Genomic DNA, 23,643 nt, shown 5'->3' on the forward strand with positions numbered 1-23,643 from the left:
TCTTGATATGGTCGTGCGCCGGGACGAGGGGTAGACTTCCGGGTCTTGCCCCTTCGCCAGCGATTCTTCCCCGATGCTCGAGCACTACGTCAAAAAGATCCTTAACTCCCGCGTGTACGACGTTGCCGTGGAAACCCCGCTGCACGCCGCCCGCCAGCTCTCCCAACGTCTGGGCAACAACGTGCTGCTCAAGCGCGAAGACTTGCAGCCGGTGTACTCCTTCAAGATTCGCGGCGCGTACAACAAGCTGGCGCAGCTGAGCCCGGAAGAACTGGCGCGGGGCGTGGTGACGGCGTCGGCGGGCAACCATGCCCAAGGCCTGGCGCTGGCGGCGAAGACCTTGGGCGTGTCGGCCACCATCGTGATGCCGAAGACCACCCCCGAGATCAAGGTCGAAGGCGTGCGCTCCCGGGGTGGAAAGGTCGTACTGCACGGCGACTCGTTTCCCGAAGCGCTGGCGTATTCGCTGAAGCTGGTCGAGGAACACGGCTACGTCTACGTCCACCCCTACGACGACCCTGACACCATTGCCGGGCAAGGCACCGTGGCGATGGAAATCCTGCGCCAGCATCAGGGCCCGCTGGACGCGATCTTTGTCCCGGTGGGCGGCGGCGGGCTGATCGCCGGCATTGCGGCCTACGTCAAATACCTGCGCCCGGAAATCAAGGTGATCGGCGTTGAGCCGGATGACTCGAACTGCCTGCAACAGGCCATGGCCTACGGCGAGCGGGTGGTGCTGCAGCAGGTCGGGCTGTTTGCCGATGGCGTGGCGGTGGCGCAGATCGGGCAGTACACCTTCGACATCTGCAAGGATTACGTCGACGAAGTCATCACCGTCAGCACCGATGAAATCTGTGCGGCGATCAAGGACATCTACGACGACACCCGATCGATCACCGAGCCCGCCGGCGCGCTGGGCGTGGCCGGGATCAAGAAGTACGCCGAACAGTACGAAGTCGCCGGGCAGACCTTCGTTGCCATCGACTCCGGCGCCAACGTCAACTTCGACCGCCTGCGCCACGTCGCCGAGCGCGCCGAACTGGGCGAAGGCCGCGAGGCGATCATTGCCGTGACCATTCCGGAACAGGCGGGCAGCTTCAAGGCCTTCTGCGAGGCCATCGGCAAGCGTCAGATCACCGAATTCAACTACCGCTACCACACCGACCGCGAGGCGCACATCTTCGTCGGCGTGCAGACCCACCCCGACACGGATCCCCGCAAAGCCCTGATCGCGAGCCTGACGGAACAGGGTTTTCCGGTGCTGGACCTGACCGACAACGAACTGGCCAAGCTGCATTTACGGCACATGGTCGGCGGGCATTCGGAGCGGGTCAGCGATGAAGTGGTACTGCGCTTTGAATTCCCCGAGCGGCCGGGTGCGCTGTTCAACTTCCTGAACAAGCTCGGCGGGAAATGGAATATTTCGATGTTCCACTACCGCAACCACGGTGCGGCGGATGGCCGAGTGGTGGCGGGGTTAGTGGTGCCGGAGGATGAGCGGCATCTGGTGCCCCAGGCGCTGGCGGAGATCGGTTACCCGTACTGGGACGAGACCAAGAACCCGGCGTACAAGCTGTTTTTGGGGTGAGCTCCGAAGACTGACACTGCTGACTTCAGCGGTTCATGCCCGGACCTACAGGATCAACAGCGGCAGCGGCATGCAACCGGCTGCTAATCTTCAAGCACCGCCAGACACAGGGACACGAACACAATGGAACACTTCGCTGCACTGAAAATCCTGCACATCGCCAGCACGGTGCTGCTGTTCATCTGCGCGCTGGGGCTGATCGTGTGGATCGTGCGTGGCCGTCGGGCCGGCGATGCGACGGTGCAGAACCGCGCCATGCAACGGCCGTGGGCATTTGTCTGGGTGCTGATGGGCGTGTGCCTGTTAACCCTGCCGATCAGCGGCTGGTGGCTGGTCCACTACGCCGGTTGGCCGCTGGGACAGACCTGGCTGCTGGCGGCGAGCGTGCTGTATCTCTTCGGCGCCTTGAGCTGGGCCTGGCTGGCGGTGCGGGTGAACCGCCTGCGCCGGCCGGTGATCGTGGGTAATTCCCGCTTCACCCTGGCCCTGGCCATCTTCAGTGTCGTTTGCTTCGTGGCGATCGCCGGTCTGATGGGCGCCAAACCGGTTTAACCCCCGGTCATCAAAGCTGGCGGCACCGCAGCTCAACCTGCCGACAAAGAACAGTGGGAGCGAGCTTGCTCGCGAAGGCTTTTCAACCGCGCAGTGAAATCACCGGCCAGCCGCGACGGGTGGCTTCGGCGCGCAGCTTTTCATCAGGATCGACTGCGACCGGATTGGCCACCTGCTCCAGCAGTGGCAAATCGTTCATCGAATCACTGTAGAACCAGCTGTCGTCCAGGTTGAAGCCGTTTTCTTCGATCCAGCGATTCAGACGGGTGACTTTGCCTTCGCGGAAGCACGGCACGTCAGTGGTGCGCCCGGTGTAGCGACCGTCGACGACCTCGCACTCGGTTGCCAGCAACGTGTCGATACCCAGCCGGGCCACGATTGGCGCGGTCACGAAACGGTTGGTCGCCGTGATCACCACCAGCTTGTCGCCCGCGTCGCGGTGTTTGGCGATGAGGGCCATGGCCTTCAGCAGGATCAGGGGTTCGATGCAGTCGCGCATGAATTCCCGGTGCCATTCGTCGAGCTGCGCCATGTCAGTGCGCCCGAGGATTTCCAGGCTGAAATTCAGGTAGTCGGTCAGGTTTAGCGTGCCGGCCAGATAGTCCTGATAGAAAGCGTCGTTGCGTGCCTTGTACGCAGCACCGTCCAGGATGCCTCGCTCGCACAGGTAATCGCCCCAGGCGTGGTCGCTGTCGCCGCCGAGGAGGGTGTTGTCGAGGTCGAAGAGGGCCAGACGCATGGGCTTTACTCGCTGAAATATCAGAAAAAAGAGCACAAGAATACGAGGTTTCCCCGAGAGATCGCATCTATTAATGCAGTTGTCACGATAAGCTGTCGCAGCCTCGTTGCTGCCTTCACGATCTTTGTGGAACAATGCGGCGACATGCGTTTGCGAGGTTGTAGCCGTGATCGACCCCGATGGTTTTCGCCCTAATGTCGGGATAATTCTGACAAATGATGCTGGCCAGGTCTTATGGGCTCGGCGCATCAATCAAGACGCCTGGCAGTTTCCGCAGGGGGGTATCAACCCTCAGGAGACCCCGGAAGACGCGCTTTACCGTGAATTGAATGAAGAAGTCGGGCTGGAACGGCATGATGTTGAAATTCTTGCCTGCACCCGGGGTTGGTTGCGCTATCGTCTGCCGCAACGTTTGGTCCGTACCCACAGCCAGCCGCTGTGCATCGGCCAGAAGCAAAAATGGTTTCTCCTGCGCCTGATCTCCAACGAGCAGCGGGTGCGGATGGATTTGACCGGCAAACCGGAGTTCGATGGCTGGCGTTGGGTCAGTTATTGGTACCCGCTGGGCCAGGTGGTGACATTCAAGCGCGAGGTATATCGCCGCGCACTCAAAGAGCTTGCCCCGCGCCTGTTGGCGCGCGACTGACACGGAGTTCGACCCCGAGCCATGCTCAATACGCTGCGCAAGATCGTCCAGGAAGTTAACTCCGCCAAGGATCTCAAGGCGGCGTTGGGCATTATTGTATTGCGCGTAAAAGAGGCCATGAGCAGCCAGGTCTGCTCGGTCTATCTGCTCGATCCTGAAGCGAACCGCTTCGTGCTGATGGCCACCGAAGGCCTGAACAAGCGCTCGATCGGCAAGGTGAGCATGGCCCCGAACGAGGGCCTCGTGGGTCTGGTGGGTACGCGTGAAGAACCGCTCAACCTCGAAAACGCCGCCGATCACCCTCGTTATCGCTACTTTGCCGAAACCGGCGAAGAACGCTACGCCTCGTTTCTCGGTGCGCCGATCATCCACCACCGCAGGGTAGTGGGCGTCCTGGTCATCCAGCAAAAGGAGCGACGTCAGTTCGACGAGGGCGAAGAAGCCTTCCTTGTGACGATGAGCGCGCAGCTCGCAGGCGTTATCGCCCACGCAGAAGCCACCGGCTCCATTCGCGGGCTGGGTCGGCAGGGCAAGGGCATCCAGGAAGCCCGATTCGTCGGCGTGCCAGGTTCGCCGGGAGCCGCCGTCGGTACCGCGCTGGTCATGCTGCCGCCGGCCGACCTTGAAGTCGTGCCGGACAAAACCGTCACAGATATCACTGCGGAACTAAAACTGTTCCAGACCGCCCTTGAAGGGGTGCGCAATGACATGCGCACCCTTTCGGCGAAGTTGGCCACACAATTGCGCCCAGAAGAGCGCGCGTTGTTTGATGTGTACCTGATGATGCTCGACGATGCGTCGCTGGGCAGCGAAGTCACCAACGTCATCAAGACCGGCCAGTGGGCCCAGGGCGCGTTGCGTTCGGTGGTCAACGAGCACGTCAAACGCTTCGAGCTGATGGACGACGCCTACCTGCGTGAGCGTGCATCGGACGTCAAAGACCTCGGTCGCCGCCTGCTCGCCTACCTTCAGGAAGCGCGCCAGCAAACACTGGTCTACCCCGACAACACCATCCTGGTCAGCGAAGAGCTGTCGCCCGCCATGCTCGGCGAGGTGCCGGAAGGCAAGTTGGTAGGCCTGATTTCGGTACTCGGCTCGGGTAACTCCCACGTCGCCATTCTGGCCCGGGCCATGGGGATCCCCACGGTCATGGGCGTTGTGGACCTGCCGTACTCGAAAGTCGACGGCATCCAGCTGATCGTCGACGGCTACCACGGGGAGGTCTTCACCAACCCGTCAGAGATTTTGATCAAACAGTATTCCGTCGTCGTCGAAGAGGAGCGCCAGCTCTCTCAAGGCCTCGACGCGCTGCGTGAATTGCCCTGCGTAACCCTCGACGGCCACCGTATGCCGCTGTGGGTCAACACCGGTCTGCTGGCAGACGTTGCTCGCGCGCAACAGCGAGGGGCCGAAGGCGTCGGCCTGTACCGCACCGAAGTCCCGTTCATGATTCAGCAGCGGTTCCCCAGCGAAAAGGAACAGCTCGCCATCTACCGTGAGCAATTGGCGGCGTTTCACCCGTTACCGGTGACGATGCGAACGCTGGACATCGGCGGCGACAAGTCGCTGTCGTACTTTCCGATCAAGGAAGACAACCCGTTCCTCGGCTGGCGCGGCATTCGCGTCACGCTGGACCACCCGGAAATCTTCCTGGTGCAGACCCGCGCCATGCTCAAGGCCAGCGAGGGCTTGAACAACCTGCGGATTCTGCTGCCGATGATCTCCGGCACCCACGAGACCGAAGAAGCGCTGCACCTGATCCACCGGGCATGGGGCGAAGTGCGCGATGAAGGCACCGACGTGCCGATGCCGCCAGTGGGCGTGATGATTGAAGTGCCGGCAGCGGTCTATCAGACCCGTGAGCTGGCGCGTCAGGTGGATTTCCTGTCTGTCGGCTCCAACGACCTGACCCAGTATTTGCTGGCGGTCGACCGTAACAACCCGCGGGTGGCGGATTTGTACGACTACCTGCACCCGGCGGTGCTCCAGGCCCTGCAGAGCGTGGTGCGCGATGCCCACGCCGAAGGCAAGCCGGTGAGCATCTGCGGCGAAATGGCCGGTGATCCTGCGGCGGCGGTGCTGCTGATGGCGATGGGCTTCGACAGCCTGTCGATGAACGCCACCAACTTGCCGAAAGTGAAGTGGATGCTGCGTCAGATCAACCTGAGCATGGCCAAGGACCTGTTGGCCCAACTGATGAAGAACGATAACCCGCAAGTCATCAGCAGCTCGCTGCAGCTGGCGCTGAGGAATCTGGGCCTGTCGCGGATGATCAATCCGGGGTCTGTGAAGGGGCACTAAGGGCTGGCGCTGCGCTGCTCTTAGTGGGACCGGCTTCAGCCGGGAAGAGGTGGAGTCAAATCTGCAGGTCCACCTCACCCAATCTCCCGCCATACGGCCCAAAGCTACGCTCGATCAGCCGCCGGCTGCCATCCGCATTCACCCGCAACACCGTGCTCGCCCGCGTGCCGTAATTGGGGCTGGTGATGAACACGCTCGACAGCAATTTCTCCGTCGCAAGCCCAACGCCGGTGCTTGGCAGTTCAGCGTCCGGCGCAGGCGCGTGATCGCTGAGAAAGCCAAATAACGCGTCGGGATCAGGATTGTTCAGCTGTTCGAACAGGGCGGCTTTGGCTTTCACCAGCTTAGGCCACGGCGTGTCGAGCCCGGCGTTGGACACACCGTAAACGCCTGCTTCCAAGCAGCGGGGTGTCGAATCGTTGCCGTTGAGGAAGTGCAACTGCTGACGATCACCCACCAGCAGATTGAACCCGCCGTATTCCGTTGATCTCGCTGCGATCTCACTCAGGTACTCATCTATGGACACATCGCTGGTCAAAAAACGAGCAACCAATTCGCCCCGCGAACGACGGCCAGGCGGCTTGCCCGGCTCGCGGATGTTGGTAAGCGCTGCGAATCGTCCGCCAGCGTTGATACCCAGCCACGTTCCACCCGCTTCTAGATCGCGCCCGGCATACACCTGCGGCGCGTCTTCCCACTGGGCCAGCGGCAGAGTAGGACGGGCGTAGAACTCGTCACGATTGGCCGCCAGAATCAGCGGCTGAGCGTGCGTCGGCCGCCAGGCGAAGACGATAAGGCACATGGATGACTCCTTTTTGCGCCACTTTACCCACCCCGCACGCCGACATCCATCGCACGCTGCTAGAGCGGATCGGCGCGGTCCGGTAACATGCCGCACTGTTTTTGAGAGATGTCCGTGCTAGTGAGAGCGGCATCGTCGGCGTGCGAGGCTTTCATCGCGGTCGCTCTTACACCAGATTTCATCATTATTGGGTGGCACGACCTGCTGCCGCCGCCGCATAGTTCTGCTTCGTCGCTCAATGAGCGCTTCTATTTCAAGGAGTCGCAATGCTGCCTTACCCGCAGATTGACCCGGTAGCCGTGGCCATCGGTCCGCTGCAAATCCATTGGTACGGCCTGATGTATCTGGTCGGTATCGGCAGTGCCTGGTACCTGGCATCCCGTCGCTTGAATCGCTTTGACCCGACGTGGACCAAAGAAAAGCTCTCGGACATGATTTTCTGGGTCGCCATGGGCGTCATCGTCGGTGGACGGCTGGGCTACGTGCTGTTCTACGATCTGCCCAACTACATCGCCAACCCGCTGCTGATCTTTGAAGTGTGGAAGGGCGGCATGGCGTTCCACGGCGGCTTCATCGGCGTGATGATCGCGACGTACTGGTTCGGCAAGCGCAACGGCAAGTCGTTCTTCCAGCTCATGGACTTCATCGCGCCCATGGTGCCGATTGGTCTGGGCGCCGGGCGCATCGGCAACTTCATCAACGCCGAACTGTGGGGCAAGCCGACTGATCTGCCCTGGGCCATGGTGTTCCCCACCGACCCTGCGCAGCTGCCGCGCCACCCATCACAGCTCTACCAGTTCGCGCTGGAAGGCGTGGCACTGTTCGTCATTCTCTATTTCTTCTCCCGCAAGCCGCGTCCGACCATGGCTGTTTCCGGGATGTTCGCGCTGTTCTACGGCATCTTCCGCTTCGTGGTGGAGTTCGTCCGCGTGCCGGATGCCCAGCTCGGTTATCTGGCCTGGGGCTGGGTCACCATGGGGCAGATCCTCAGCCTGCCGATGATCATCGGCGGCCTGGTGCTGATCTGGCTTGCTTACCACCGCGCGCCCGCTGCCAACAACGCTGCGGTGTGACGCGCCGGGTACATCTGCTGAACGCCGGACCTTATGGGTTCGGCGGATTCACCGAAACAGAGGGCCTCTGGTCATGAAGCAATACCTTGAACTGCTGCAGGACGTCATCAACAACGGCACCCGCAAGGGCGACCGCACCGGGACCGGCACCACGGCCGTGTTCGGTCGGCAGATTCGCCACAACCTGGCCGATGGCTTCCCGCTGCTGACCACCAAAAAGCTGCACTTCAAAAGCATCGCCAACGAGCTGATCTGGATGCTCAGCGGCAACACCAACACCAAATGGCTCAACGAAAACGGCGTGACCATCTGGGACGAGTGGGCCACTGAAGACGGCGATCTGGGCCCGGTGTACGGCGCGCAGTGGACCGGCTGGCCAACCAAGGATGGCGGCAAGATCAACCAGATCGACTACATGGTCGACTGCCTGAAGAACAACCCAAACAGCCGCCGCATCCTGTTCCACGGCTGGAATACCGAATACCTGCCAGACGAGAAGCTGTCGCCGCAGGAGAACGTCAAGGCCGGGCGCCAAGCGCTTGCGGTGTGCCATTTGCTGTACCAGGCCTTCGTGGCCGACGGCAAGCTGTCGATGCAGTTGTACATCCGCAGTTCCGACGTCTTCCTCGGCCTGCCGTACAACATCGCCGCGCTGGCGCTGCTGACCCATATGCTGGCTCAGCAATGCGACCTGATCCCCCACGAGATCATCGTCAGCCTGGGCGACACTCACGCTTACTCCAACCACGAGGAGCAGATCGCGACGCAGCTCACCCGCACCCCGCGACAGCTGCCGCAGCTGAGCATCAAGCGTCGCCCTGAAAGCATCTATGACTATCGATTCGAAGATTTCGAGATCGTGGGTTATAACGCGGATCCGAGCATCAAGGCGCCAGTGGCTGTTTAAGCGCTGATCCGAAGCCATTCGCTGGACCTGCAGGAGCGCGCTTGCCCGCGATTGCGATTTGCCTGCGCCTCGACATTGCCTGACACACTGCGTTCGCGGGCAAGCGCGCTCCTACGCCCATCCTGACAGTGGGACCGGCTTTAGCCGGGAAGGCGTCGTATGCCACACCGCGAAAGTGACGGTGTGCAGACTGGCCTCTTCCCGGCTAAAGCCGGTCCTACTAAAGCATTCGCGTGCATTCAATAGGACTGGCTGGAACGCCGACTTGTAGGACCGGCTTTAGCCGGGAATGCGTCAGGTGCCTCACCGCAAAAGTGATGGTGCTCAGACGGGCCTCTTCCCGGCTAAAGCCGGTCCTACTAAATCATTCGCGTGCATTCAATGGTCTGGTTGGCGCCCTGACTTGTGGGACCGCGTATCCATCGTAGGACCGGCTTTAGCCGGGAAGGCGTCGTATGCCATACCACAAGCCGTTCAATGCCCGTGGCTGCGCCCTACGTGAGAGTGTTCGACATCGGCAGCCACGACACTCCCGCTGATTTCCAGTCGATCCAGAATCCCGCAGTGATCCGGCGCGCCTTCGCTGCAGCGTTGGCGCAGGTCAACCAGTTGCTCCTGCAGCGCTTGCAGGCTCGCGACGCGGGCGTTCACGTGCTGGATGTGTTCGTCGATCAGCGCGTTGACGTTCTCGCACTGGTCCCGCGGACTGTCGCGCAGCGCCAGCAGGCTGCGGATCTCGTCGAGCGTCATGTCCAGGCTGCGGCAGTTGCGGATGAAGGTCAGGCGCTCGACGTGCTCTTGGGTGTACAGCCGATAGTTGCCCTCGCTGCGTGCAGGCTCACTGAGCAGTCCTTCGCGCTCGTAATAGCGGATGGTTTCCACCGGGCAGTCCGTCATTTTCGCCAGTTCGCCGATTTTAAATGAAGGATTCATGCGCAAGACCTCAATAGGACGCTTGACCCTATAGTGGCTACAGGGTGTTCACTTGGCAACACGCACATTTAGAGACTCAATCCATGAGTGACTCTGTACACAAATCTTCCTCGCACAAACCCGCTCACGACGCGCCCCAACATGCCGAGCACGAGCACGAGCACGAGCACGAGCACGAGCACGCTGCCCATGATCATTCCGGCCATGACCACGCCGATCACGATCACGCCGGTCATGACCACGGCCATGCCAAACTCACGCCCGTGCACAAACACGACCACGCTGCCCACGCGTGCTGCTCCCATGACAGCGCACCGTCCGTCGTGACCATCGATGGCGCATCAGACGCTGAAGGTCAGCTCAGCAGCTTCCGCATCGAAGCCATGGACTGCCCCACCGAGCAGACGCTTATCCAGAACAAGCTCGGCAAGATGAAGGGTATTCAGAAGCTTGAATTCAATCTGATCAACCGGGTGCTGGGCGTGTGGCATGAGCTGCCGTCTACCGATCCCATCCGCGACGCCATTGGCGCGCTGGGCATGCAGGCGGACTTGATCGAGGAAGGCGCCGACAAGGAAACCGCGTCGCTGCCGCCCGCCAACAAACCGTGGTGGCCGCTGGCGTTGTCGGGTGTCGCTGCGTTGACGGCGGAAGTCATCCATTTCACCAACGCCGCACCCACCTGGGTGGTCGCCATCGTCGCGCTGATCGCCATTTTCAGCGGCGGCCTGACCACCTACAAAAAGGGCTGGATCGCCCTGAAAAACTTCAACCTGAATATAAACGCGCTGATGAGCATTGCCGTTACCGGTGCAGTGCTGATCGGGCAATGGCCGGAAGCGGCGATGGTGATGTTTCTGTTCACCGTCGCCGAGCTGATTGAAGCCAAGTCGCTGGACCGTGCCCGCAACGCAATCGGCGGCCTGATGCAGCTGACGCCGGAAACCGCCACCGTGCAGCAGAACGGCGAGTGGCTTGAGCTTGAGGTCAAGGATATTGCGTTGGGCAGCGTCGTCCGGGTCAAGCCGGGCGAGCGCATCGGGCTGGACGGTGAAGTGGTTGCCGGCCAGTCGAGTATCGATCAGGCGCCGATCACCGGTGAAAGCCTGCCGGTCGAGAAAACCGTGGGCGACAAGGTCTTTGCCGGCACCATCAATCAGGACGGTTCGCTGGAATACAAAGTGACCGCCGCCGCCAGCAACTCGACGTTGGCGCGGATCATCCATGCTGTCGAGGCGGCCCAGGGTGCGCGTGCGCCGACTCAGCGTTTCGTTGACAGCTTTTCCAAAATCTACACGCCCGCCGTGTTCGCGCTGGCGCTGGCGATTGCGATCATCCCGCCGGTGTTCATGGGGGCGGTGTGGTTTGACTGGATCTACCGCGCGCTCGTGTTGCTGGTGGTCGCGTGCCCGTGTGCGCTGGTGATTTCCACGCCAGTGACGATCGTCAGTGGTCTGGCGGCAGCGGCGCGCAAAGGCATTCTGATCAAGGGCGGCGTGTACCTGGAGATGGGGCACAAGCTCGATTACCTGGCCCTCGACAAGACCGGCACCATCACCCACGGCAAGCCGGTGCAGACCAATTACGTGTTGCTCGATGCGTCACTGGGCGAGCAGGCGCTGGCGATCTCGGCGAGTCTGGCCGGTCGCTCGGATCACCCGGTGTCTCAGGCTATCGCCAAGGCCGCGCAGGAAGGCGCTCGGTTGCCGGTGGAGGCGTTCGAAGCCCTTGCGGGGCTTGGCGTGAAGGGCGAAGTGCAAGGGCGTTTGTACCATTTGGGCAACCACCGTCTGGTGCATGACGCCGGGTATTGCTCGCCGGAGCTGGAAGCGCAACTTGAAGCGCTGGAAAGCCAGGGAAAAACCGTGGTGCTGCTGTTCGATGCCTCCGGCCCGTTGGCGTTGTTTGCGGTGGCCGACACGGTCAAGGACAGCAGTCGCGAGGCCATTGAGCAGCTGCATGCGCTGGGCGTGAAGACGATGATGCTGACGGGTGACAACCCGCACACGGCCAAGGCCATCGCCGCTCAGGTGGGCATCGATCAGGCCCAGGGCAATCTGATGCCGACCGACAAGCTGCAAGCCATCGAAGCCCTGTACGCGCAGAACCATCGCGTGGGCATGGTCGGCGACGGCATCAACGATGCGCCGGCGCTGGCCCGGGCGGAGATCGGTTTCGCCATGGCGGCGGCTGGCACGGACACCGCCATCGAAACCGCCGACGTGGCGCTGATGGACGATGACCTGCGCAAGATCCCGAGCTTCATTCGCCTGTCGCGGGACACGGCGGCGGTGCTCAAGCAGAACATCGCGCTGGCGTTGGTGATCAAGCTGATCTTTCTGGCAGTGACCTTCGCCGGCATGGCGACCATGTGGATGGCGGTGTTCGCTGACATGGGCGTGAGTCTGTTGGTGGTGGCCAACGGGTTGCGGTTGTTGAAGAAGTAACACTCACCATCAGGAGACTGATGGTGCTCAGTCAGGCCTCTTCCCGGCTAAAGCCGGTCCCACTAACGCCGCGTGCGCATCCAGTGATGATCGTGCCCGCGCTCTGCGTGGGCACGCGGGTGGCGGACGCTCCGCGTCCTTTGACGCGGAGCGTCCGGGGGATTGGTTCCCACGCAGAGCGTGGGAACCATCAAGAAAATCATCAACCCGGGGCTACTTCCCGTACTTCTCCCGCCCCCAGGCGATCATTTCTTCCAGCAAGCCTTTCAACACCGCCTGCGTTGGCTCGGCCAGATCCGGGCGGTAGTGGAAGGGCACGAACTCGTCCATGTAGGTGCTCTGCGCCAGTTCCAGTTGCACCGCGTGGATATGGTTGGCCGGATCGCCGTAGTGGCGGGTGATATGGCCGCCCTTGAAGCGCCCATTCAGCACATGGCTGTAAAGCTTCGCGGCAGCGCATGCGGTGTCCAGACGCTGGGCCAGCGCTTCATCACAGCTCGCGCCGTTGAACGTGCCCAGGTTGAAGTCGGGCAGTCGACCATCGAACAAGTGCGGGATGTGCCCACGAATGGAATGCGCATCGAACAGCAGTGCGTAGCCGAACTCGGCGCGCAGGCGTTCGAGCTCGCTGCGCAGCGTGTCGTGATACGGCGTCCAGATCTTCTCCAGATAGCTCGCGCGTTCCTCCTTGCTCGGCGCCAAACCCTCCCTGAACAGCGGATCCCCCTCGAACAGCGTCGAGGGGAACAACCCGGTGGTCGCGCCGGCGTACAGCGGCGTATCGTCGGACGGGCGATTGAGGTCGATGACGAAGCGCGAATATTCCGCCGACAGCACGCTGGCCCCCAGATCAGACGCAAAGTCGTACAGGCGCGGAATATGCCAGTCGGTGTCCGGCAGGCTCACGGCCTCATCCACCAGACCGTCACGCACAACGGGCGTCAGGTGCAGCCCCGGGTGCGGCATGCTGATCAGCAGCGGTACGCGACCGCGAGTGAAACTCAGAACCTTGTCCACAGTATTCCCCTGATTAGAGAGTGCGTTCCACGCCATGACGCACGACGCGTTTGTCCAGATCGCCGCCCAGCCAGTAGGCGAGGTCGGCAGGCCGTTCGATGTGCCAGGCGACGAAATCCGCCGTCTTGCCCACCTCCAGCGAACCATGGGTCCCCGCCATGCCCAGCGCTTGAGCGGCGTGGATGGTTGCGCCGGCCAGGGCTTCTTCCGGCGTCATACGGAACAGCGTGCAGGCCATGTTCAGCATCAGCCGCAGCGACAGGCCCGGCGACGTGCCCGGGTTGAGGTCGGTGGAAATGGCGATCTTCACCCCGTGTTTGCGCAGGGCATCCATTGGCGGCAACTGAGTTTCGCGCAAGAAGTAGAACGCACCCGGCAGCAAGACGGCGACCGTGCCTGAGGCTGCCATCGCAATGGCGTCTTCTTCGGTCATGAATTCCAGATGGTCAGCCGACAGCGCCTGATAACGCGCCGCCAGACTCGAGCCATGCAGCGAGGACAACTGCTCGGCATGCAGCTTGACCGGCAGGCCCAATTGGCCCGCGGTGATGAACACCTGTTCGACCTGTGCCGGCGAGAAGGCGAGGTATTCGCAGAACGCATCGACGGCATCCACCAGATTTTCCGCCGCCAGCGCCGGCAGCATCTCGCTGCAGATGTGGGCGATGTAGTCATCGGCGCGGTCTTTGTATTCGGGGGGCAGGGCATGGGCGGCGAGGCAGGTGCTGCGCACGGTGACCGGCAGGTTTTCGCCCAGTTGGCGAATGACCCGCAGGATTTTGCGTTCGCTGGCGAGGTCCAGGCCGTAGCCGGATTTCATCTCGATCGTGGTCACGCCATCCCTGAGCAGATGAAGCAGACGACGTTCGGCGCTGGCGTAGAGTTCTTCTTCACTGGCGGCCCGGGTAGCGCGCACGGTGCTGGCGATGCCGCCACCCGCTGCGGCGATCTCGGCGTAGCTGACGCCCTGCAAACGCTGCTCGAATTCACCGCTGCGGTTACCGCCGAACACGGTGTGGGTATGGCAGTCGATCAGGCCCGGCGTCACCCATGCGCCGTTCAGGTCGACGCGCTTGACGTCGCCCTGATCCGGCAGTTCGTGGAGAGGACCGATCCAGACGATCTGTGCTGCATCGGTCACGATGGCGGCGTCCTCGATGATCGAGTACGTGCCGTTCGCCATGGTTGCTGCGTGACAGTGGTGCCAGAGCGTTTTCATCAGTACCTCCAGAGAACAAATAGATCCTGCCTCAGACACGGACCGCAGGAGCCGGCTTGCTGGCGAACCGGCTGCGTCATTCAAAGCAACCTGTCCTGATTCAACACGTTCGCCTGCAAGCCGGCGCCTACACGTTTTGCCTCAGCTGTTTGATGTGGCCTTGATCAGGTTTTGCTTCGGCTTCACCCAGATCCAGTACGCAACCACCAGCAACCCGATCCACACCGCCCCCACCACCAGCGCGGCCTGGCTGTCCGGGAAATAACCCAGCACGCCAAACACAAACACCATGAACAAGGTGGCAACAATCGGCGCCACGGGCCAGAACGGCACCGGGAATTTCAGCTGGGCGACTTCTTCTGCGCTCATGGAGCGGCGCATGGCGATCTGCGTGACCAGAATCATCAGCCACACCCAGACCGTCGCGAAGGTCGCAATCGAGGCGATCAGCAGGAACACGTTTTCGGGAATCAGGTAATTCAGCACGACGCCGCAGAGCAGCGCGACGCCCATCACCAGCACCGTCATCCACGGCACGCCCTGAGCAGACAGCTGAGCAAAACCCTTGGGCGCCTGACCCTGTATGGCCAAACCGTACATCATGCGTCCGGCACCGAAGATGTCGCTGTTGATCGCCGAGACGGCTGCAGTGATGACCACGATGTTGAGGACGGTGGCGGCGGAGGAAATCCCCAGGTGATCGAAGATCTGGACGAACGGGCTGCCCTGGCTGCCGATCTGCTGCCACGGGTACAGCGACATCAGGACGAACAGCGTGAGCACGTAAAACAACAGAATCCGCAGCGGCACCGCGTTGATCGCGCGGGGAATCACCCGCTCCGGGTTACGTGCTTCACCGGCAGTGATGCCGATGATTTCGATGCCGCCGAAGGCAAACATGACGACCGCCAGCGAGGCCACGAGGCCGCTGATGCCGTTGGGCATGAAGCCGCCGTAGGCCCACAGATTGCTCACGCTGCTGACGCCGCCGCCCGACACCGAACCGATGCCGAACAGCATGATGCCGAAGCCCGCGAGGATCATCGCGATGATCGCGCCGACCTTGAGCAGCGACAGCCAGAACTCGGTTTCACCGAAGACTTTGACGCTGCACAGGTTAAGCGCGCCGATCAGAAAGACGATGCCGAGCACCCAGATCCAGCGGGGGACCTCGGGAAACCAGAAGCCCATGTAGATGCCGAACGCGGTGACATCGGCCAGACAGACGATGACCATCTCGAACGCGTAGGTCCAGCCAAGGACAAACCCGGCGAGGGGGCCCAGGTACGTGGTGGCGTACTCGCCGAACGAGCCGGACACCGGGTTGCGCACGGCCATCTCGCCGAGGGCGCGCATGACCATGTAAACGGCAGCGCCGGCGATGATGTACACCAGCAGCACGGCGGGGCCAGCCAGCTTGATCGCCGACGCGGAACCGTAGAACAACCCGGTGCCAATGGCCGAGCCCAGCGCCATGAAGCGTATGTGACGCGCGCTGAGCCCGCGTTTAAGATCTGTAGCGTTTTGCGATGTCATTTCACACGTTCCTAGTCTTACTTTTTGCTGCGAAATGAGCGGTTGCAGGGGGGCGATCCCCCCACACTCATTTCAACGACAGGCCATCCTGGCCTGTCCCGATCAAAAACTCGGCAGCAGGTCAGCAGAAACCAGGTCGCTCAGGCAGTTGGAAGCCAGCAGCTCGATGGCGGCCTCGATATCAGGGGCGAAGAAGCGGTCCTTCTCATAGAACGGGACTTTGCCACGCAGCGTGGTGCGGGCGATTTCCAGTTTTTCAGAGGTCTTCAGACCGTTGCGCAAGTCCAGACCCTGACACGCAGCCAGCCATTCTACAGCCAGCACGCCGCGAGTGTTCTCCGCCATTTCCCATAACCGCTTGCCGGCCGCAGGCGCCATCGACACGTGGTCTTCCTGGTTGGCAGACGTGGGCAGGCTGTCGACGCTGTGCGGGTGGGACAGTGCCTTGTTTTCACTCGCCAGCGCTGCAGCCGTGACCTGGGCAATCATGAAACCTGAGTTCACGCCGCCGTTGGCCACCAGGAACGGCGGCAGCTGCGACATGTGCTTGTCCATCATCAGCGAGATGCGGCGTTCGCTCAGTGAGCCGATTTCAGCGATGGCCAGGGCAATGTTGTCGGCCGCCATGGCAACCGGTTCGGCGTGGAAGTTACCGCCGGAAATGACTTCGCCTTCGGCTGCGAAGACTAGCGGGTTGTCCGACACTGCGTTGGATTCGATCGCCAGCACTTCGGCGGCCTGACGCAGTTGGGTCAGGCAAGCGCCCATGACTTGGGGCTGGCAGCGCAGGGAGTAGGGGTCCTGAACCTTGTCGCAGTCGCGATGGGAGTCGGAGACCTGACTCCCCTCGCCGAGCAGCTCGCGATAGGCCGCAGCCGAATCGATCTGGCCGCGCTGACCGCGAGCCGCATGAATGCGTGCGTCGAACGGCGCGCGGGAGCCGAGCACGGCTTCAACGGTCAGCGCTCCGCAGCTCAGGGCACCGGCGAACAGGTCTTCGGCTTCGAACAGGCCGCGCAGCGCGTACGCCGTCGACACTTGGGTGCCGTTGAGCAGCGCCAGGCCTTCTTTGGCCGCCAGCGTCAGCGGCGTGAGCCCGGCAATCGCCAGAGCTTCCACGGCGTTCAGCCATTCGCCCTTGTGGCGTGCCTTGCCTTCGCCCAGCAGCACCAGCGACATGTGCGCCAATGGCGCGAGGTCGCCGGACGCGCCCACCGAACCCTTGAGCGGGATGTGCGGATAAACCTCGGCGTTGATCAGGGCGATCAGTGCGTCGATGACCTGACGGCGAATCCCGGAAAAGCCCCGGCTCAGGCTGTTGACCTTGAGCACCATGATCAGGCGCACCAGCTCATCGCTGATCGGCCCGCCAACGCCGGCGGCGTGGGACAGCACCAGCGAGCGCTGCAGATTTTCGAGGTCGGCGCTGGCGATGCGCGTCGAGGCCAGCAGGCCGAAACCGGTGTTGATGCCGTAGGCGGTGCGGTTTTCGGCGAGGATCTGCTCGACGCAGGCCACGCTGTCTTCGATCTGCCGATGGGCGCTGGCGTCGAGGGTCAGCGTGACGGGTCGCTGATAAATCGCGCGCAGCTGGGCGAGGCTCAACTGGCCAGGGATCAGATTCAGCGGGGTCGCCTGTTGGGTGTCGGTCACGATGCTGCTACTCCTGAATGGGTATCGGTCGTCTGCGCTGAACCGGCTCCTGCCTGTCCCGCGCGGGAGGCGCTTGCGCTGCGACCGTTGTTGTCGGTGTCGGGACTAGCGTCTGCCGCGTAGTCGCGGCAGCGCTGGAATACGGTTTCCAATGACTCTTCGTTCCTCAGCAGCGTCACGCTGCTGGCAATGTCCGGGGCCAGCCAGCGGTCTTCGTCGTAGGCCGGCACGCGTTCGCGCAGCAAACGCCAAGCCGCCTCGGTGCCGACGCCAAAGCGCGGGCCCTTGAAAAACTCGAACGCCTGGGCGGCCAGCAAATACTCGATGGCGAGGATCTGCGTCACGTTCTCCAGCACCTTGTGCAGCTTCAAGGCGGCGCTGGTGCCCATGCTCAGATGATCCTCCTGCAGGCCGGACGTCACGTAGTTATCGATGACCGCCGGTTGTGCCAGCTGGCGGTTTTCCGCGCACAGCGAGGCGGCGACGTATTGGGTGATCATCATCCCGGAATTGACCCCCGGCTGGCTGACCAGAAACGCCGGAAGCCCGCTGACTGTCGGGTTGATCAGCCGGTCCAGCCGTCGCTCGGCAATCGAGCCCAGTTCGGCCATGGCAATCGCCAACAGATCAGCGGCCATCGCCACGGACTGGCCGTGGGGGTTGGCCTGGGAAACCACCCGATACGCTTCCGGTGTGCCCAGCAGCAGCGGGTTGTCGGTGGCGGAATTCAGCTCGATCTCGATCTGCCGCGTCGCGTGGGCCAACTGGTCGCGGGTGGCGCCGTGGACCTGGGGGATAGAGCGGATGCTCAAGGCGTCCTGGGTGCGGATGCCCTGACTGTTGGCGAGCACCTCGCTGCCGGCGAGCAGACCGCGCAGGTTTTTGCCGACCTGTTGCATGCCGGGGTGCGGCTTGAGGGCGATGATGGTTTCGTCGAAGGCGTCGAGTTGCCCACGCAGGCCTTCGAAGGTCATGGCGCTGATGACATCGGCCCACTGCATCAGGCGATTCACGTCGGCAATCGCCAGGCAACTGAGGCCGGTCATGCACGGCGTGCCGTTGACCAGACACAGACCGTCCTTCGCACCCAGTTCCACCGGCGACAGGCCTTCTTCGCTGAGCGCCTGCAACGCCGACATCACTTGCCCGCGATAACTGACCTGACCCACGCCGAGCAGGGCAACGCCGATGTGCGCCATATGAGTGAGGTAACCCACCGACCCCTGGGACGGCACTTGCGGGGTGATGTGTCGATTGAGCAAGGCGAGCAAGGCCTCGACCACTTGGCGGTGAATCCCGGACTTGCCCTGGCTGTAATTGATGATCGCGGCGCAGGTGATCGCGCGGGTCTGCTCGTCTGGCAACGCCGGGCCGACGCCGCAGGCATGGCTGAGCAGCGTGTTGCGCGACAGCCGGCCGAGTTGCTCTCCCGCCAGCGACACATTGCACAGCGCGCCGAGGCCGGTGTTCACGCCATAGGCGCGCTCGCCGCTGGCAACGATGCGCTGCACGATCGCCTGGGCATTGTCGATCCGCGCCCACGCGCCTTCGGACAACGACAGCGTTGCGCCATGGCGGGCAACGGCGGTCACGTCCCGCCAACTGAGCGGGCCTTCGCCAATGATGATCTGTTCTGCTCGCGACATGACCGCAGCGTCCTTAGAGAGTCGCCACGCGCCGCTGCACGAAGCGATCGACGTAATCGTCGGCAGGCGAGTAGAGGATTTCTTTCGGTGTCCCGACCTGGATCAGCTGTCCGTCCTTGAGAATCGCGATGCGGTTGCCGATGCGCACGGCTTCGTCGAGGTCGTGGGTGATGAAAACGATGGTTTTCTTCAGGTTCGATTGCAGCTCCAGTAACTGATCCTGCATCTCGGCGCGGATCAGCGGATCGAGTGCGCTGAACGCTTCGTCCATCAGGATAATGTCGGTGTCGGCCGCCAGCGCCCGTGCCAGGCCGACACGCTGACGCATGCCGCCGGAGAGCTGATGGGGGTACTTTTTCTCGTAGCCCTTCAGGCCCACCGTGGTGATCCAGTGCTGCGCGCGTTCGGCGCATTGCGTTTTGCTCTCGCCACGAATGGTCAGGCCGTAGGCGACGTTGTCGATCACGGTCTTGTGCGGCAGCAGGCCGAAGCTCTGGAACACCATGCTGATCTTGTGTCGACGGAAGTTGCGCAGCGCTTCCATGTCGTAGGTCAGGATGTTTTCGCCATCGACCAGAATCTCGCCGCTGGTGGGGTCGATCAGGCGGTTGAAGTGGCGCACCAGGGTCGATTTGCCGGAGCCCGACAGGCCCATGATCACGAAAATCTCGCCGCTGGAGATAGACAGCGACAGGTCGTTCACGCCGACCACACAGCCTGTCTGCGCCAGGACCTGATCCTTGCTCTGGTTGTTCTGAACCATCGCCAGGGCATCCTTGGCGCGGTTGCCGAAGATCTTGTAGACGTTCTTGACGACGATCTTGCCGCCCGTGTTCTCTGGAACGCCTGTGTTCGCTGGATTGCCCGAGCTCGCTGGATTGATAGTCTCGACGCTCATTTGTTCGCCTCATGCCGTGGACGGCCGTAGGCCTGCGTAATACGGTCGATCACGACCGCCAGAATGACGATGGCCAGGCCCGCTTCCAGGCCGCGTCCGACGTTGAGGGTCTGAATGCCGACCAGCACGTCTTCGCCCAGCCCGCGAGCACCGATCATCGAGGCGATCACCACCATCGACAGCGCCATCATCGTGGTCTGGTTGATCCCGGCCATGATGCTTGGCAGGGCCAGCGGCAGTTGCACGCCGAACAGTTGCTGCCAACGGTTGGCGCCGAAGGCGTTGATCGCTTCCATGACCTCGCCATCGACCTGACGAATGCCCAGATCGGTCAGGCGAATCAGCGGCGGCGCGGCGTAGATGACCGTGGCGAAGATCGCCGGGACCTTGCCCAGACCGAACAGCATCAGCACCGGAATCAGGTACACGAAGCTGGGCATGGTCTGCATGATGTCCAGCAGCGGCATCAGTATCGAGCGCAGGCGATTGCTGCGCGCCGACAGAATGCCGAGCGGTATGCCGATAATCACCGAGATCAGCGTGGCGACCAGCATCAGCGCCAGGGTCTGCATCAGCTTGTCCCACAGGCCAACGGCACCGACCAGAAACAGCAGGCCGACGATGACCACCGTGGTGGTGATCTTGCGGGTCGCGTGCCAGGCGATCAGGCCGACGATGGCCAGCAGCAGCCACCACGGCGCAACGCGCAGCAGGCCTTCGAGCTTGACGATGGCCCACAGCAGCGTGTCGGAGATATGCCGGAACACGTCGCCGTAGTTGGTGACCAGCTTGTCGACCCAGTCATTGACCCAGTCGGCGATGGAGAACGTGAAGCTTTCGGGGAACATATCGTTATCTCGATGTTTAGAGTGGCGGCCTGGTTCATGTAGGAGCGTGGCTTGTCCCGCGATCTGTCGCGAAGCGGCAGCAAAATCAAACGCTGCGGTGTGTCTGACATACCGCGTTCGGCTTATCTACGACCGGTTCCCGGCCGCTCGCGGGACAAGCCACGCTCCTACAGACAGCGGAGCCTGTCAGAGAGAGGCATCCACCTTCTTCGCCGCATCCTCGCTCACCCACTGATGCCAGACTTCCGGGTGCTCCTTGAGGAAGATTTTCGCCAGCTTCGGCGACTCGATGCGCTCTTTGGTCATGCGCGCCAGATTCTGGTTGAGCAGGTCGATCGGGATGTTGACCTTCTCCATCACCGACACCAGTTCAGGCGCCTGTTCGTGGAACGCCTTGGACAGGCCGACCTTGATCTCGATGGTCTTGTTCACGCCGGCTTTCTCGTCCAGACGCACCATGTCCACCTGGCCCATCAGCGGGGTCGGCGACCAGTAGTACGCCAGGATCGGCTCGCCACGCTTGTAGCTGGACAGAATCGCCGCATCCAGCGCCGGGCCGGTGCCTGGGCGGAAGTTGGTGTATTTGCTTTCCAGGCCATAGCTCTTCAGCATTTCGCTGTTTTCCAGCTCGCAGGTCCAGCCGGCCGGGCAGTTATAGAAACGGCCTTTTTCCGGCTCTTCGGCGTCCTTGAACAGGGCTGCGTATTTGCCCAGATCGGCGATGGACTTGAGGTCCGGTGCCTTGGCTTCCAGCTTGCGCTTGGCGTCGCCTTCGATCACGTAGCGCGGCACGTACCAGCCTTCCACCGCACCCTTGACCGGCGAACCGACGCCGACCACTTTGCCGGCGGCTTCAGCCTTGTTCCAGACTTCGCTGCGGCCGACCCACTCTTCGGCAAACACTTGAATATCGTTGGTGCTCAGGGCGTTTTCCATGGTGATGGAGTTGCCCGGCAGGCTGTCCGTTTCGCAGCCATAGCCCTTGTTCAGCACTACTTGCAGCACATCGGTCAACAGCATTGCGCTCTCCCAGTTCAGGCCGGCGAATTTCACCGGCTTGCCGGACTCACACCATCCTGCAGCCTGACTGGCGCCACTGGCGAGCACGCCGGCGGTGAGCAACGTGGATAGCAGGGCCTTTTTCGTGTTCATTGAGTGACGCTCCGGTCTTGTAGTGGATGACGGCAGTAACGAAAACAGACGGCTTCCAGCCAAGGGGAGAGGCACTTGTCGGCCTCTTCCCGCTTCTCTCTCCAACATGCCCCCTGCAACAGACGTGCATGACGAACGGTCAGTTCACCTCGACGTGCGCAGGAGCAACGCTGCCGCTTGCAGGAGACGCGTTTTGCTCCGTTGGCAGGATCAAACGATCGGCCACGTTGCCCGGCCACGTCTTCGCCGCCACGTAGTACAGCACAGCAGGCACGATGAGACCGATGATCCATGAGATGTCAGTGTCATCGAGGCTCGCCACCAGTGGGCCGGTGTAGAAATGCGTGGAGATGAACGGCATTTGAATCAGCACGCCCAGCACGTATATCCCGATGCCCATCCCGTTCCAGCGGCCATAGCGACCGTTCGGGTCCGACAGCGCCGGGATGTCGTAGCGCTCTTTGGTGATGCAGTAGAAATCCACCAGATTGATCGCGCTCCACGGCGTGAAGAACGCCAGCAGAAACAGGATGAACGCCGAGAAGTCCTTGAGGAACGAGTCCTTGCCCAGCAGCGCCAGGGCCGTGGCGATACCGACCATGGCGAAGATGTACGTCAGCCGCAGCGCGCCGGAGATGTGCCGGTTGCCGCGAAAGCCGCTGACGATGGTGGCAATGGACATGAAGCTACCGTAGGCGTTGAGCGTGGTGATGGTCACCTTGCCGAACGCGATGCTGAAATACAGCGCTGCTGCGACCGCGCCGGTCCCGCCGAGGCCGACGATGAACGAGACCTCGTGATGGGCGAAGTTTTTACCGGCCAGCGCCGCCGCGAACACGCCGAACACCATCGACGCCTGCGCGCCGATCACCGACCCCAGACCTACCGCCCAGAATGTTTTGCCGGCTGAGGTGCTACGCGGCAGATAGCGCGAGTAGTCCGCGACGTAAGGGCCAAAGGCGATCTGCCAGGACGCCGACAGGGAAATCGCCAGCAGGAAGCTGCTCAGCGAGAAGTGCTTATTGCCCAACAGCGCGCCGACGTCGTTGCCCGCCAGCAGTGCGGCGAACAGGTAGACGAACGCGATCACGCCAATGAGGCTGGCGACCCGGCCGATCAGGTGGATGACCCGGTAGCCCAGAATGGTCAGTACCACGATGGCCGCCGCGAAGATCACCACGCCCTGCCAGTCCGGCACGTTGATCAGTTGTGCCACCGCCTGGCCCGCGAGCAGCGAGCCGCTGGCGGAAAAACCGATGTACATCAGGCACACCAGCACCAGCGGAATCACCGCGCCATAAACGCCGAACTGCACCCGACTGGAAATCATCTGCGGCAGACCGAGCTTCGGGCCTTGTGCTGCATGGAGTGCCATCACGCCACCGCCGATGAGTTGCCCGATGAACAGCCCGATCAGCGACCAGAACACATCGCCGCCCAGCACCACGGCCAGCGCCCCGGTGACAATCGCTGTGATTTGCAGGTTGGCGCCCAGCCAGAGGGTGAACTGACTGAACAGACGGCCGTGTCGTTCGGCATCAGGGATGTAATCGATCGAACGCCGCTCGATCACGGAAGCAGGTGCAGCACGATCATCTGGAACAGCCATCTCAAACATCCCCGAAACAGTTCTGGAAGCGCTAGTCGTCAGGCACATTTCTACGCGGATCTGTGGGGGCGAGCTTG

At 62.1% G+C, this 23,643-nt stretch carries 19 protein-coding genes; 7 read left to right on the forward strand and 12 right to left on the reverse strand.

Annotation, left to right across the window (positions count from 1 at the left end; genetic code table 11):
- The first annotated feature begins 73 nt into the window (after positions 1-73).
- On the forward strand, positions 74-1,588 hold the full coding sequence (ilvA, locus tag IFT99_RS06165) for a threonine ammonia-lyase, biosynthetic (protein WP_192130846.1): 1,515 nt from the start codon (positions 74-76) through the stop codon (positions 1,586-1,588).
- A 123-nt stretch (positions 1,589-1,711) separates the two neighbouring features.
- Positions 1,712-2,140, forward strand: coding sequence for a DUF2269 family protein (locus tag IFT99_RS06170; protein ID WP_065986727.1), 429 nt, complete (start codon positions 1,712-1,714; stop codon positions 2,138-2,140).
- Between the two features lie 82 nt (positions 2,141-2,222).
- On the opposite strand, the gene IFT99_RS06175 is transcribed toward IFT99_RS06170, so the two are convergent.
- Positions 2,223-2,879: a histidinol-phosphatase gene (locus IFT99_RS06175; RefSeq protein ID WP_192130848.1), complete on the reverse strand. Its 657-nt coding sequence runs from the start codon at positions 2,877-2,879 to the stop codon at positions 2,223-2,225.
- Between the two features lie 166 nt (positions 2,880-3,045).
- Here IFT99_RS06175 and IFT99_RS06180 point away from each other — a divergent pair, with 166 nt between their 5' ends.
- Together IFT99_RS06180 and ptsP are read left to right on the forward strand one after the other, a co-directional pair.
- Entirely contained in the window at positions 3,046-3,525 is a 480-nt protein-coding gene (locus IFT99_RS06180; protein ID WP_062379340.1) for an RNA pyrophosphohydrolase, read from the forward strand.
- 21 nt (positions 3,526-3,546) lie between these two features.
- A complete protein-coding gene (ptsP, locus tag IFT99_RS06185) occupies positions 3,547-5,826 on the forward strand; it encodes a phosphoenolpyruvate--protein phosphotransferase (protein ID WP_065986723.1) in 2,280 nt (759 codons plus the stop codon).
- A 55-nt stretch (positions 5,827-5,881) separates the two neighbouring features.
- Here ptsP and IFT99_RS06190 read toward each other — a convergent pair whose 3' ends face one another.
- Entirely contained in the window at positions 5,882-6,628 is a 747-nt protein-coding gene (locus IFT99_RS06190; RefSeq protein ID WP_192130850.1) for an NRDE family protein, read from the reverse strand.
- A 266-nt stretch (positions 6,629-6,894) separates the two neighbouring features.
- Here IFT99_RS06190 and lgt point away from each other — a divergent pair, with 266 nt between their 5' ends.
- Positions 6,895-7,701, forward strand: coding sequence for a prolipoprotein diacylglyceryl transferase (gene lgt, locus IFT99_RS06195; RefSeq protein ID WP_065986720.1), 807 nt, complete (start codon positions 6,895-6,897; stop codon positions 7,699-7,701).
- Positions 7,702-7,774: 73 nt separating this feature from the next.
- Complete coding sequence (locus tag IFT99_RS06200; protein ID WP_065986719.1) at positions 7,775-8,608, forward strand: thymidylate synthase; 834 nt, start codon at positions 7,775-7,777, stop codon at positions 8,606-8,608.
- 474 nt (positions 8,609-9,082) lie between these two features.
- On the opposite strand, the gene cadR is transcribed toward IFT99_RS06200, so the two are convergent.
- Positions 9,083-9,541, reverse strand: a complete 459-nt coding sequence (gene cadR / locus IFT99_RS06205) for a Cd(II)/Pb(II)-responsive transcriptional regulator (protein WP_192130852.1) — start codon at positions 9,539-9,541, stop codon at positions 9,083-9,085.
- An 83-nt stretch (positions 9,542-9,624) separates the two neighbouring features.
- Here cadR and IFT99_RS06210 point away from each other — a divergent pair, with 83 nt between their 5' ends.
- Complete coding sequence (locus IFT99_RS06210; protein ID WP_192130855.1) at positions 9,625-11,988, forward strand: heavy metal translocating P-type ATPase; 2,364 nt, start codon at positions 9,625-9,627, stop codon at positions 11,986-11,988.
- Positions 11,989-12,201: 213 nt separating this feature from the next.
- Here IFT99_RS06210 and hutG read toward each other — a convergent pair whose 3' ends face one another.
- The 9 genes from hutG to IFT99_RS06255 all read right to left on the reverse strand — a co-directional run bounded on the left by hutG (position 12,202) and on the right by IFT99_RS06255 (position 23,566).
- Positions 12,202-13,005, reverse strand: coding sequence for an N-formylglutamate deformylase (hutG, locus tag IFT99_RS06215; protein WP_065986714.1), 804 nt, complete (start codon positions 13,003-13,005; stop codon positions 12,202-12,204).
- 13 nt (positions 13,006-13,018) lie between these two features.
- A complete protein-coding gene (hutI, locus tag IFT99_RS06220) occupies positions 13,019-14,224 on the reverse strand; it encodes an imidazolonepropionase (RefSeq protein WP_192130857.1) in 1,206 nt (401 codons plus the stop codon).
- 141 nt (positions 14,225-14,365) lie between these two features.
- The gene (locus tag IFT99_RS06225) at positions 14,366-15,760 is read right to left on the reverse strand and encodes an amino acid permease (RefSeq protein ID WP_192130859.1); all 1,395 of its coding nucleotides are present in this window, start codon (positions 15,758-15,760) and stop codon (positions 14,366-14,368) included.
- A gap of 102 nt (positions 15,761-15,862) precedes the next feature.
- Positions 15,863-17,413, reverse strand: a complete 1,551-nt coding sequence (hutH, locus tag IFT99_RS06230) for a histidine ammonia-lyase (RefSeq protein WP_446731116.1) — start codon at positions 17,411-17,413, stop codon at positions 15,863-15,865.
- Positions 17,410-19,059 carry a histidine ammonia-lyase gene (hutH, locus tag IFT99_RS06235; RefSeq protein ID WP_192130861.1) on the reverse strand — a complete coding sequence of 550 codons (1,650 nt, stop codon included), beginning with the start codon at positions 19,057-19,059 and terminating at the stop codon, positions 17,410-17,412. The genes hutH (IFT99_RS06230) and hutH (IFT99_RS06235) overlap by 4 nt, the downstream gene beginning before the upstream one ends.
- A gap of 13 nt (positions 19,060-19,072) precedes the next feature.
- Positions 19,073-19,957, reverse strand: a complete 885-nt coding sequence (locus IFT99_RS06240) for a quaternary amine ABC transporter ATP-binding protein (RefSeq protein ID WP_244656901.1) — start codon at positions 19,955-19,957, stop codon at positions 19,073-19,075.
- On the reverse strand, positions 19,954-20,805 hold the full coding sequence (locus IFT99_RS06245; protein ID WP_192130864.1) for an ABC transporter permease: 852 nt from the start codon (positions 20,803-20,805) through the stop codon (positions 19,954-19,956). Before IFT99_RS06245 ends, IFT99_RS06240 begins: the two co-directional genes overlap by 4 nt.
- A 186-nt stretch (positions 20,806-20,991) precedes the next feature.
- A complete protein-coding gene (locus IFT99_RS06250; RefSeq protein ID WP_192130865.1) occupies positions 20,992-21,957 on the reverse strand; it encodes an ABC transporter substrate-binding protein in 966 nt (321 codons plus the stop codon).
- Between the two features lie 139 nt (positions 21,958-22,096).
- Positions 22,097-23,566 (reverse strand): purine-cytosine permease family protein, encoded by a 1,470-nt coding sequence (locus tag IFT99_RS06255; protein ID WP_192130867.1) that lies wholly within the window; start codon positions 23,564-23,566, stop codon positions 22,097-22,099.
- Positions 23,567-23,643 lie beyond the last annotated feature (77 nt).

The sequence above is a fragment of the Pseudomonas sp. CFBP 8772 genome (assembly GCF_014841665.1).
GTDB lineage: Bacteria > Pseudomonadota > Gammaproteobacteria > Pseudomonadales > Pseudomonadaceae > Aquipseudomonas > Aquipseudomonas graminis_B.

Coding starts and splice junctions, on each gene's coding strand:
- ilvA (WP_192130846.1), top strand. CDS start 74: ATGCTCGAGCACTACGTCAAAAAGATCCTTAACTCCCGCGTGTACGAC.
- IFT99_RS06170 (WP_065986727.1), top strand. CDS start 1,712: ATGGAACACTTCGCTGCACTGAAAATCCTGCACATCGCCAGCACGGTG.
- IFT99_RS06175 (WP_192130848.1), bottom strand. CDS start 2,879: ATGCGTCTGGCCCTCTTCGACCTCGACAACACCCTCCTCGGCGGCGAC.
- ptsP (WP_065986723.1), top strand. CDS start 3,547: ATGCTCAATACGCTGCGCAAGATCGTCCAGGAAGTTAACTCCGCCAAG.
- IFT99_RS06190 (WP_192130850.1), bottom strand. CDS start 6,628: ATGTGCCTTATCGTCTTCGCCTGGCGGCCGACGCACGCTCAGCCGCTG.
- lgt (WP_065986720.1), top strand. CDS start 6,895: ATGCTGCCTTACCCGCAGATTGACCCGGTAGCCGTGGCCATCGGTCCG.
- IFT99_RS06200 (WP_065986719.1), top strand. CDS start 7,775: ATGAAGCAATACCTTGAACTGCTGCAGGACGTCATCAACAACGGCACC.
- cadR (WP_192130852.1), bottom strand. CDS start 9,541: ATGAATCCTTCATTTAAAATCGGCGAACTGGCGAAAATGACGGACTGC.
- IFT99_RS06210 (WP_192130855.1), top strand. CDS start 9,625: ATGAGTGACTCTGTACACAAATCTTCCTCGCACAAACCCGCTCACGAC.
- hutI (WP_192130857.1), bottom strand. CDS start 14,224: ATGAAAACGCTCTGGCACCACTGTCACGCAGCAACCATGGCGAACGGC.
- IFT99_RS06225 (WP_192130859.1), bottom strand. CDS start 15,760: ATGACATCGCAAAACGCTACAGATCTTAAACGCGGGCTCAGCGCGCGT.
- hutH (WP_192130861.1), bottom strand. CDS start 19,059: ATGTCGCGAGCAGAACAGATCATCATTGGCGAAGGCCCGCTCAGTTGG.
- IFT99_RS06240 (WP_244656901.1), bottom strand. CDS start 19,957: ATGAGCGTCGAGACTATCAATCCAGCGAGCTCGGGCAATCCAGCGAAC.
- IFT99_RS06245 (WP_192130864.1), bottom strand. CDS start 20,805: ATGTTCCCCGAAAGCTTCACGTTCTCCATCGCCGACTGGGTCAATGAC.
- IFT99_RS06250 (WP_192130865.1), bottom strand. CDS start 21,957: ATGAACACGAAAAAGGCCCTGCTATCCACGTTGCTCACCGCCGGCGTG.
- IFT99_RS06255 (WP_192130867.1), bottom strand. CDS start 23,566: ATGGCTGTTCCAGATGATCGTGCTGCACCTGCTTCCGTGATCGAGCGG.